10 protein-coding genes and 1 pseudogene are annotated in these 9857 nt (G+C 68.7%); 7 read left to right on the top strand and 4 right to left on the bottom strand.

Annotated features, from left to right (window positions below):
• A pseudogene (locus RMO97_RS20725) lies at positions 1-206 on the bottom strand (hypothetical protein); the annotation flags it as partial.
• A 243-nt stretch (positions 207-449) separates the two neighbouring features.
• Between RMO97_RS20725 and RMO97_RS20720 the strand changes: the two are divergent.
• The 5 genes from RMO97_RS20720 to RMO97_RS20700 all read left to right on the top strand — a co-directional run bounded on the left by RMO97_RS20720 (position 450) and on the right by RMO97_RS20700 (position 5274).
• Positions 450-1679, top strand: a complete 1230-nt coding sequence (locus RMO97_RS20720) for a class I SAM-dependent RNA methyltransferase (protein ID WP_310542898.1) — start codon at positions 450-452, stop codon at positions 1677-1679.
• Between the two features lie 91 nt (positions 1680-1770).
• A complete protein-coding gene (locus tag RMO97_RS20715) occupies positions 1771-1884 on the top strand; it encodes a hypothetical protein (RefSeq protein WP_310542897.1) in 114 nt (37 codons plus the stop codon).
• 204 nt (positions 1885-2088) lie between these two features.
• A complete protein-coding gene (parC, locus tag RMO97_RS20710; RefSeq protein ID WP_310542896.1) occupies positions 2089-4335 on the top strand; it encodes a DNA topoisomerase IV subunit A in 2247 nt (748 codons plus the stop codon).
• A 109-nt stretch (positions 4336-4444) separates the two neighbouring features.
• Positions 4445-4816 carry a hypothetical protein gene (locus RMO97_RS20705; protein ID WP_310542895.1) on the top strand — a complete coding sequence of 124 codons (372 nt, stop codon included), beginning with the start codon at positions 4445-4447 and terminating at the stop codon, positions 4814-4816.
• A complete protein-coding gene (locus RMO97_RS20700; RefSeq protein WP_310542894.1) occupies positions 4816-5274 on the top strand; it encodes a hypothetical protein in 459 nt (152 codons plus the stop codon). The genes RMO97_RS20705 and RMO97_RS20700 overlap by 1 nt, the downstream gene beginning before the upstream one ends.
• A gap of 75 nt (positions 5275-5349) precedes the next feature.
• On the opposite strand, the gene RMO97_RS20695 is transcribed toward RMO97_RS20700, so the two are convergent.
• Positions 5350-6114, bottom strand: a complete 765-nt coding sequence (locus RMO97_RS20695; protein WP_310542893.1) for a PhoH family protein — start codon at positions 6112-6114, stop codon at positions 5350-5352.
• A 314-nt stretch (positions 6115-6428) separates the two neighbouring features.
• On the opposite strand from RMO97_RS20695, the gene RMO97_RS20690 reads away from it, so the two are divergent.
• Entirely contained in the window at positions 6429-6959 is a 531-nt protein-coding gene (locus RMO97_RS20690; protein WP_310542892.1) for a gamma carbonic anhydrase family protein, read from the top strand.
• 15 nt (positions 6960-6974) lie between these two features.
• Here RMO97_RS20690 and RMO97_RS20685 read toward each other — a convergent pair whose 3' ends face one another.
• On the bottom strand, positions 6975-7649 hold the full coding sequence (locus tag RMO97_RS20685) for an OmpA family protein (RefSeq protein WP_310542891.1): 675 nt from the start codon (positions 7647-7649) through the stop codon (positions 6975-6977).
• A 66-nt stretch (positions 7650-7715) separates the two neighbouring features.
• Positions 7716-8894, bottom strand: a complete 1179-nt coding sequence (locus RMO97_RS20680; protein WP_310542890.1) for an acyl-CoA dehydrogenase family protein — start codon at positions 8892-8894, stop codon at positions 7716-7718.
• Positions 8895-8974: 80 nt separating this feature from the next.
• On the opposite strand from RMO97_RS20680, the gene RMO97_RS20675 reads away from it, so the two are divergent.
• Positions 8975-9856: a hypothetical protein gene (locus RMO97_RS20675; RefSeq protein WP_310542889.1), complete on the top strand. Its 882-nt coding sequence runs from the start codon at positions 8975-8977 to the stop codon at positions 9854-9856.
• Position 9857 lies beyond the last annotated feature (1 nt).

Raw genomic sequence — 9857 nt, 5'->3', positions numbered from 1 at the left:
CCCATGCCGCCGCCGATCAGGGCGCCGGCCGTGCCGCGCTGGTTGGCGTCGCGGCGGCAGGGGTCGTAGTCATAGCTGCCCGAGGCGCGCGGCGCGTAGCCGTTTGACCCTTGCGCAAAGGCCGGCCCGGCGGCGCAGATGGCAAGGACGCCGGCGGCCGCGATCCTGGCGATCGCCCGATTGGAGATGGAAGGGCGCGTGGACATTGGGTATCCCTCTGATCAAGGCTCTGCGCCGACCTTACGGCAGCGCTTGGGGCGAAGATGCGGCGGCCAACCTGAACGGCCGCTAAGAAAGTCGTTCATGTTCGTTGATGATGGATTGTGCGGGGCCTTTGGCGGGGCGCGCCGATGAAGCCGCCGCATCGCCGGGCGAAGGGGCGGCCGCAGGCCGGATCTTCGTCTGGGCCGCCGTCCCGGCCTCCAGCCCGGCCGCTGACCGGGCCGCCCGTGGAACTGACGATCGACGCGATCGGCGGGGAGGGCGATGGCGTGGCGGCCGGCTCCATCTTCGTGCCTTTCACCCTGCCCGGCGAGCGGGTCAGCGCGCGGGTCGGCAGCGGGCGGGCTGAGCTGGTCGAGGTGCTGGCCCCGAGCGCCGAGCGCGTGACGCCCCCGTGTCCGCACTTCGGCATCTGCGGCGGTTGCGCGCTGCAACACTGGGAGCACGCGGCGTACCTGGCCTGGAAGGTCGAGCGGATGGTCGGCACCCTGGCGCGCGAGCGGATCGAGACGGAGGTCCTGGCCCCGTTCGCTGCCGGCCCCGGCACCCGGCGGCGCGTGACCCTGCATGCCCGTCGCGGCGACCGGGATGGGGCGCGGCTGGGCTACAAGCCCCGCGGGTCGTGGGACCTGGTCGAGATCGACGTCTGCCCGATCGCGGAGCCGGCGATCCAGGCCTCGATACCCGCCTTGAAGCGGCTGGCGGCGCGGTTGTTCGAGCACCCGAAGTCGGCGCCCTCGCTGCATGTCACCTTGACGGACGCCGGCCTGGACATCGACATCACCGGGGTCGAGGCGCGCAGCGGCGGGCTGTCGGCGGACGCGCGGATGCAATTGGCGGAGCGCGCGGCCGAGGCGGACTTCGCCCGGGTCACCCTGAACGGCGAGGCTGCCTACATGTCGCGCCAGCCGACCGTGCGGCTGGGGCCGGCCCGCGTCGCTTTGCCGCCGGGCGCCTTCCTGCAGGCCACGGCCGGGGCCGAAGCCGCCATGACCGCTTTCGTGGCGGCGGAGGCGGCGGGCGCCAGCCGGATCGCGGACCTCTATTGCGGCGTCGGCACCTTCACCTTCGCCCTGGCCACGGTGGCTCCGGTCCATGCCGCCGACTTCGGCACAGGCGTCGTGGTGGCCCTGAGCGCGGCCCTCGCCACCGCGCCGGGCCTGAAAGGCGTGAGCGTCGAGGATCGCGACCTGGTGCGGCGACCCTTGCTGGCCCACGACCTGCGCCACACCGACACGGTCGTCTTCGACCCGCCGCGCGCGGGCGCCGCCGAGCAGGTCGCCGAGATCGGCCGCTCGGGCGCCGGCCGGGTGATCGGCGTCTCCTGCAACCCGGCCACCTTCGCCCGGGACGCGCGCACGCTCATCGACGCCGGGTTCGCGCTGGAGCGCGTGTTGCCCGTCGACCAGTTCCTGTGGTCGCCGCACGTGGAGCTTGTGGGGGTCTTCAAACGTTAAGCGATTGTCGGCGAAACCGGCCGACGACGTGATAGATGCTGATGCGGCGGCGGCATCGCCTGCGCGCCGCGACCCCTGAAGGATCACCGCCATGGCCAAGGGCCAGAAAAAGTCGAACAAAGAGGCGCGCAAACCGAAGCAGGCGCCGCCCAAGGCGCCCGTCGTCATCTCCGCCCTGAAGTCTTCAGCAAAGCCGAACTCATGAAAACCTATGGCTCGACCTACCAGCCGCGCGTCCAGGGCGGCTTGCGCGATTCCCGCTCGACCGGCGCCCCGTCGCCCACGCCCCGTGCGCCGATGCTGAACGACCGCCGCAGCACGCGATAGCTGAACCGAGAGTGGGGCGCGCCCCGGCGACGCGCGCCTTGGGTTCGGCTAGGGTCGGGTCACCTCCAACACGCCTGATTCCATGACCGACGAGACCACCACGCCGCCACCCGCGGGTTCGGGCGGGGGCGACCGCATCATCGACGAGCCGCTGCAGGAGGCGCTGAGCCGGCGCTACCTGGCCTATGCGCTCAGCGTCATCACCGACCGCGCCCTGCCGGACGTGCGCGATGGGCTCAAGCCCGTGCAGCGGCGCGTGCTCTACGCGATGCGCGAGATGCGGCTGAACCCCGACTCGGCGGCGCGCAAGTGCGCCAAGGTCGTGGGCGAGGTGATGGGCGGCTATCACCCGCACGGCGACCAGTCGATCTATGACACCCTGGTGCGCATGGCCCAGCACTTCGCCCAGCGCTATCCGCTGGTCGACGGCCAGGGCAATTTCGGCAACATCGACGGCGATAACGCCGCGGCCATGCGCTACACCGAGGCCAAGCTGACGGTGGCGGCGACCCTGCTGCTGGACGGGATCGACGAGGACGCGGTCGATTTCCGGCCCACCTACGACGGCTCGGACACCGAGCCGGTGGTGCTGCCCTCGGGCTTTCCCAACCTGCTGGCCAACGGCTCGACCGGGATCGCGGTGGGCATGGCGACGTCAATCCCACCGCACAACGCCGGCGAGCTGATCGACGCCTGCCTGCTGCTGCTGGACCAGCCCGACGCCTCGACCGAGGCGCTGATGACCCATGTGCAGGGGCCGGATTTCCCCACTGGCGGGGTGATCGTCGAGCCGCGCGGCAACCTGGCCGAGGTCTATGCGACGGGGCGGGGCGGGGTGCGGGTGCGCGCCCGCTGGACCCGCGAGGACCTAGGCAAGGGGACCTACCAGATCGTCGTCACTGAGATCCCTTATCAGGTGAAGAAGGCGGACCTGGTCGAGCGGCTGGCCGAGCTGATCGACGCCAAGAAGGCGCCGCTGCTGGGCGACGTGCGCGACGAGAGCGCCGAAGATGTGCGCTTGGTGCTGGAGCCCAAGAGCCGCAACGTCGAGCCCGAGGTGCTGATGGAGAGCCTGTTCAAGCTCTCCGACCTGGAGACCCGGTTCAGCGTCAACATGAACGTGCTGGATGCGCGCGGCACGCCGGGCGTGATGAGCCTGAAGCAGGTGCTGCGCGCCTTCCTGGATCACCGCCGTCAGGTGCTGGTGCGGCGCGCGCGGCACCGGTTGGCCAAGATCGAGGCCCGGCTGCACATCCTCGACGGGCTGATGATCGCCTACCTCAACCTGGACGAGGTGATCCGCATCGTCCGGTACGAGGAGGAACCCAAGGCGCGGCTGATCGAGACCTTCAGCCTCTCGGACCTGCAGGCCGACGCGATCCTCAACACCCGCCTGCGCCAGCTCGCCCGGCTGGAGGAGATGGAGATCCGCCGCGAGCACGCCGAGCTGGCCGAGGAGCGCGACGGGATCGTCGGCATGCTGGCCTCGGACGTGGCGCAATGGAAGCTCGTGGCCGCGGGCCTGCGCCAGGTGCGGGCTGCGTTGGGCGACGACCTGAACCGCCGCCGCTCGGCCTTTGCCGACGCGCCGGAGATCGACACCGAAGCGGCGCTGGAGGCCATGATCGTGCGCGAGCCGATCACGGTCATCCTCTCCGAGCGGGGCTGGATCCGGGCAGCGCGGGGGCGGCTGGAGGACCCCTCGGAGCTGAAGTTCAAGGAGGGCGACAAGCTCCAGTTCCTGGTGCCGGCCGAGACCACGGACAAGCTGCTGATCTTCGCCAGCGACGGGCGGTTCTTCACCCTGGCCTGCGACAAGCTGCCGGGCGCGCGGGGGCATGGCGAGCCGCTGCGACTGATGATCGACCTGGACGACAAGGTGGGGCTGGTCGACGTGTTCGTGCACCGGCCGGGCGCGCGCCGGGTGCTGGCCAGCAAGGACGGCTATGGCTTCATCCTGCCCGAGGCCGAGGCGGTGGCGTTCCGCCGGGCCGGCAAGCAGGTGCTGAACGGGACGGCCCTGGCCTGCCTGGCCCTGGGCGAGGCGGACCACCTGGCGGTGATGGGCGACAACGGCAAGCTGCTGGTCTTTCCGGTCACCGACCTGCCGGAGATGCCGCGCGGCAAGGGCGTGAAGCTGCAGAGCTACCGCGAGGGCGGCCTGCGCGACGCGGCGGTCTTCGGCGGCGCAGAGGGCATGACGACGGTCGACGGCTCAGGCCGCACGCGGACCTGGGCCGAGTGGCGCGACTGGCTGGGCAAGCGCGCGAGTGCGGGGAAACTGGCGCCGAAGGGGTGGCCGACGAACAAGCGGTTCAGGCCGAGGTAGGGGGCGGGCCGGGCTTAGCCCATGCTCAAGCTTTTTTTCCCGGGGGCGGCCCCTAAAGCCTTTTCGCGCGTTTGGTCATCGGACGGACTTCACGTCAGGACCCAAAAATATGCGCAAGACCTTCACCCTCACGGCCCTTGCGGCCCTCGTCGCCCTCCCGCTGATTGCCGGCCCGACGGACGCCGACGCCTCGTGTCGGAGCCGCAAGCTCAACGGAACGGTCATCGGCGGCCTGGGCGGCGCCCTGCTGGGCGGGGCGGTCACCCACGGCTCCACCGGTCCGATCGTCGGCGGCCTTGGCGGCGCGGTGGTCGGCCATGAAATCGGCCGTAGCGGTTGCGGGCGTCAAAACCGCGGCTACGCCCAGAACACGAGAAGCCGGTACGCGGCGGCGCCTGCGCCGGCGCGCGCCGTTCGCAAGGTCTATTATGACCAGTACGGCAACCCGGTGGCGTCGGCCCCGGTGGAGTATCGGCGCTGATGCGGGCTCAACTGACCGGGCTGTGCCTGGCTGCGCTTGCGCTGAGCGCCTGCAGCGGTCAGCCGCGGGCGATGGCGGCGAACGGGAACATCTGCGTCGACTTCAAACTGCCCAAGGCGGCGGCCCTGCCGGGCGTATCCGCCGACGCGGCGGCGGTTGACGACTGCGTGCGCCGCTGGGCCTACAGCCTCGCGCCCTCGCGGGACGACGCAGAAACCGTCGCGGACGCCGCGTCGGCGGCCTGCAACACCCAGCTCGCGCGTTGGAACCAGCAGACTCTGACCCAGCCCGGCGCGGAAGACCCCTCGGCCAGCCTGATCACCGGCGAGCCGACCACAGCGCTTGCCGAGCACAACACCTTCAGCCGCACTCGGGCCCTGTTTTATGTGGTCCAGGCCCGCGCCGGGGCTTGCCGCCCGCCGCCCGCCAAGAACGGTGAGCCCGAAGGGATCACCTGACGACGAAGACAGGCGCGCGCGCCGGCTGCCATCCAGATCGGCCGACCATGGCGCGCGCGCCTCCCGCTTAACGTCTCAGAGCACCCCCAGCATCTCGGCGACCAGGGGGTGGCAGACGATGTCGCGGTCCTGGAGGCGGACGACGGCGATGTTGCCGACGGCTTCCAGGCGGTCGGCGACGGGGCCCAGGCCAGAGAGTTCGGGCAACAGGTCGGACTGGTTCGGGTCGCCCGTGACCACCATGGTCGAGTGCCAGCCCAGACGCGTGAGCAGCATCTTGAGCTGGCCGTAGGTGCAGTTCTGGGCCTCGTCGATCACCACGAAGGCGTTGTTGAGGGTTCGGCCACGCATGAACCCGACTGGGGCGATCTCGATGGCCCCCTCGGTCATGAGGGCCCGGACCCGCTTCATCGAGAGCCGGTCGGATAAGGCGTCATAGAGCGGTCGCAGATAGGGGGCGAGCTTGTCCTCCATCTCGCCGGGCAGGAAGCCCAGAGACTCGCCGGCCTCGACGGCGGGGCGGGAGAGCACAATGCGGCCGACCTTGCCGGCCTCCAGGGCCTCCACCGCCTTGGCGATGGCGAGGTAGGTCTTGCCCGTGCCTGCCGGACCCAGCGCCATCACCAGGTTTTTGGCGTCGATGGCGGCGATCAGTTCGTCCTGACCCGGCGACTTGGACTTGATGGTCTTCAGATACCCCTGCTCACGGTCATCATTGTGATGGGCCAGCGGCGACCAGGCCCGTTCTACGGGGAGACGGCGAACCTTGCCGTCATCCTGGAATTGGCCGGCGTCGAAGGCGCCTTCGCGCACTTGTCGCTTCAGGGCTCGCTTGGTCATCAAAGCCTCCGTAAGAGCATGAAAAAAGGGCGTATCCGCAGTGGATCGCCCTTCGAGGTCGACTGGTGATGTGAGACAGACCGGCGTCGTGCGCAGCCCGGTGGACCGCTTTCGCTTCGCAATGCTGGCGGATGAGCCCGCCGAAGCCACAAACGCGACACCCTCGTCTCCGTCATGCGGGACGCCAGGACCGAAAACCGGCCCCAGCCGGTTCGGGAAGGCTATCGCCCCCTCGAATCGCCCGACTAAGATGATCCTAACGGGGTTAACCGCGGATTAAGCAAAGGATCCGTGACAATAATGAGGGTGCGACAATGAGTGTCTATAACTTGGGCGATGTGGCCCCGGAGCTTCCGGGGGCGGACGAATACTGGATAGCCCCCAACGCGGCGGTGATGGGGAATGTGATTCTCAAGAAAAACGCCTCGGTGTGGTTCGGTGCGACCATTCGTGGCGACAACGACCCGATCATCATCGGCGAGAACTCAAACGTGCAGGATGGTTCGGTTTTGCACACCGACACCGGCTCGCCCCTGACCATCGGGGCCAATGTCACGGTGGGGCACATGGTGATGCTGCACGGCTGCAGCATCGGCGATAACTCCCTGGTGGGTATCGGCTCGATCATCCTCAACGGGGCGAAGATCGGAAAGAACTGCCTGATCGGCGCCAATGTGCTGATCACCGAGGGCAAGGAGATCCCTGACAACTCCCTGGTCATGGGCGCTCCGGGCAAGGTGGTCCGCGAGATCTCGGAGGGCCAGGCGCGCATGCTGGCGGGTGGGGCCATGCACTACGTCGCCAACTGGCAGCGCTATAAGAGAGAGTTGAGGGCGGCGGTTTAGGCCGCCCTCTCGCCCCTAGCCCTGGATCGGGCGCAGGATGATCTCGACACGGCGGTTCTCGGCGCGCCCTTCGGGCGTACCGTTAGAAGCGATCGGCCGGCTCTCGCCTTCGCCGGCCACGAAGATGCGCGCTGGCAGAACCCGGCCGGCGCCGACCAGATAGTTGGCCACCGAACTGGCGCGGCGCTCCGACAGGGCCTGGTTGTAGTCATCGGCCCCGCTGGAATCGGCGTGGCCCACAATATCGATTGTGGTCTGGGGGTAGGCGTTCAGCGTGCGGGCGACGTCAGCGAGCACGGGCTGGAAGCGAGGCTGGACATCAGACTGGTCGACGGCAAAGGTCACGTCGCTCGGCATGATCAGCACGATGTCGTCGCCCTGGCGACGAATCTGCACGCCGGAGCCCTCCAGAGAACGGCGGAAATCGGCCTGCTGCCGATCCATGTAGTTGCCGACCGCGCCCCCGGCCAGCGCGCCGATGCCGGCCCCGATCAGGGCGTTCTTGCGGCCCTGCTCACCGCTGTTGGTGTTGGTCAGGTAGCCAAGCGCCGCGCCGCCGAGCGCGCCGGCCAGGGCGCCGGTCCCGGTATTGTTGCGCACCTGCATGCCCGTATAGGGGTCGGTGGTGGTGCAGGCGGTGAGGGCCGCCGCGCCAGCGAGCATGGCGAGAGCTGCGGTGAACTTGGACATGGGGATCTCCTGGGGCTTGGGAATATGCCCCCGGAAACGCCCGCCCACGGTCAAGGTTCCGGCGGCTCAGATCTTCAGCACGTGCTTGGCCATGATGTTTCGTTGCACTTCGTCCGAGCCGCCCGCGATGCTGGCGGCGCGGCCTTCCAGATATCGCACCGTTTCCCGGCGCGCCCAGCTGGGTCCCAGCGGCTCGGCCGGCCCGTCGGTCTCCGGAAACCAGGGCGCGGCATAGGGTCCGGCGCACTCCACATACAGCTCGGTGAGCCGCTGCACGATCTCCGTGCCTTTCAGTTTCAGCATGGAGGACTGTGCGCCCGGCGCTGAGCCCGCGGCGACCTCCCACAGGGTTCGCAACTCGGTCATCTCCAGCGCGCGCAGCTCGATCTCAACTGCGCTCAGCCGGCTCGCGAAGCCGGAGTCCTCGATCAACCGGCCGCCCGCCGATCCGGAAAGTTCAGTCGACGCCGCCACACGGATGCCTCGCAGCAGGTTGAGCGAGAGCGACACGAAGGCCTGGCCAGTGCGTTCGTGGGTGAGCAGGCCCTTGGCATAGGTCCAGCCCTGGCCCTCCAGGCCGATGCGGTTCTCCACCGGGACGCGGACACCGTCGAAGGTCACCCGGTTAAAGGCGTGGCGGCCGTCGATGGAGATGATCGGCGTCACCTCCACGCCGGGCGTGCACATGTCGATGAGCAGGAAGGTGATCCCCGCCTGGGGCTTGGTCTCGGTCGCCGTTCGGGTCAGGCAAAACATCCAGTCGGCGGTGTGGGCCCCGCTCGTCCACACCTTCTCGCCGTCCACGACATAGACCTCGCCCTCCCGCACCGCCCGCGTGCGCAGGGCGGCCAGATCAGATCCGGCGCCCGGTTCGGAGTAGCCCTGGCACCACCGGGTCCGGTCAGCGATGATATCGGGCAGGAAGCGCGCCTGCTGCTCGGGACTGCCGTAGGCGAACAGCACGGGCGCCAGCATGCCCGGCCCCATGCCGCCGACCTGGCCCGGGAGCCCCGCCGCGGCGGTCTCCCGCTCCCAGATGAAGTTCATGGCCGGTGTCCACCCGGGGCCGCCAAAGGCGACCGGAAACCTGTTCACGGCCCAGCCCTTGGCCAGCAAGGCGGCGTGCCATCGGGCCTCGTCGGTGCGGGAGCCATCGAACTGATCACCTTGCGGAAACACCTCGGCGATCAAGTCCCGCACCGCCTGCCGGAAGGCGACGTCCTCTCCGGAGAAGTCGAGGTTCATGAGGGATCCGGCTTGTTATTATAAGGGGCGTGGAATAGTAGTTTGGTTCACGAGACTTGGTCAACCGACAGCGAGGCCCGATGTCCGAAGTCCCCTTCACGACGAGCCGTCAGGCTGGCGTCACGGCCGGACCGGTGCGCCGACCTGACAATTTCTCCAAGCATGCCAAGGGCTCGATCCACGACAACGCCACGGCTCAGAGATTGGGGTTCAAAGGCGGCACGGTGGCCGGGAACATCCATTTCGAGCAGTTTCCGCCGCTGATGGCGGAGCTGTTCGGCCGAACCTGGTTTCAGACCGGCAACCTGTCCCTCTATTTCCTGACGCCCACCACGGACGGCGAGCCCGTCCAGGTTTTCGCCCGCGATCCGGTCGTGAGGCCAGAGGGCGGGTTGCGGGCGGAGGTGTGGATGGAGGATGCCGAAGGTCGGCGTGTCTGCGAGGGCACCGCCGCGTCCGGGCCGCCAGACCTGGGCTCGGCCTTGCGCCAGCGGCTGCGGGACGTTCGCCCGCCCGAAGACCTCCGGATCCTGCAGGCCTCCAAGGTCGGAGACGCCTGTCGCGACATTTCGGCTCGTCTGGAGCTGTCGCGAAACGACAACCGCCTGGAATTCATCACCGAGGCTCTGCCGGAATATCTCGACGCCTCGGTGTGGGGCGAGCGGGTCGCGCCGCCTGCCATCGCCATCGACGCTATGCGGGAGGTGGAGACGCCGCTGTTCAGGCCGCAGGCTGGCTTTGTGGGCATGTTCGGCGCCATCGAAGTGCAGTGGCTCGACGGGCCGGTCTTCATGGAGCGCGACTATCTGGCCGACGGGACCATACTCGCCCTCTCGGAATCGCCAAAGACCGAGGTGGCCTGGTACGAAAGCACCCTTAGGGACGCAAAGGACGGTCGCGAGGTGTCGCGGATGATCCTCATGACCCGCGTGCTCAAAGGCTCCTCGCCTCTCTGGACCTGAC

The organism is Phenylobacterium sp. (genome assembly GCF_031425575.1).
Classification (GTDB): domain Bacteria; phylum Pseudomonadota; class Alphaproteobacteria; order Caulobacterales; family Caulobacteraceae; genus Phenylobacterium.
The sequence above is the reverse complement of the archived record's forward strand: the minus strand, read 5'-3'. Positions and strand labels throughout refer to the sequence as shown.

Excerpts from the sequence above, each read along its gene's own strand:
- RMO97_RS20715 (WP_310542897.1), top strand. The coding sequence starts at position 1,771 with ATGGCCAAGGGCCAGAAAAAGTCGAACAAAGAGGCGCGCAAACCGAAG.
- parC (WP_310542896.1), top strand. The coding sequence starts at position 2,089 with ATGACCGACGAGACCACCACGCCGCCACCCGCGGGTTCGGGCGGGGGC.
- RMO97_RS20705 (WP_310542895.1), top strand. The coding sequence starts at position 4,445 with ATGCGCAAGACCTTCACCCTCACGGCCCTTGCGGCCCTCGTCGCCCTC.
- RMO97_RS20700 (WP_310542894.1), top strand. The coding sequence starts at position 4,816 with ATGCGGGCTCAACTGACCGGGCTGTGCCTGGCTGCGCTTGCGCTGAGC.
- RMO97_RS20695 (WP_310542893.1), bottom strand. The coding sequence starts at position 6,114 with ATGACCAAGCGAGCCCTGAAGCGACAAGTGCGCGAAGGCGCCTTCGAC.
- RMO97_RS20690 (WP_310542892.1), top strand. The coding sequence starts at position 6,429 with ATGAGTGTCTATAACTTGGGCGATGTGGCCCCGGAGCTTCCGGGGGCG.
- RMO97_RS20685 (WP_310542891.1), bottom strand. The coding sequence starts at position 7,649 with ATGTCCAAGTTCACCGCAGCTCTCGCCATGCTCGCTGGCGCGGCGGCC.
- RMO97_RS20680 (WP_310542890.1), bottom strand. The coding sequence starts at position 8,894 with ATGAACCTCGACTTCTCCGGAGAGGACGTCGCCTTCCGGCAGGCGGTG.
- RMO97_RS20675 (WP_310542889.1), top strand. The coding sequence starts at position 8,975 with ATGTCCGAAGTCCCCTTCACGACGAGCCGTCAGGCTGGCGTCACGGCC.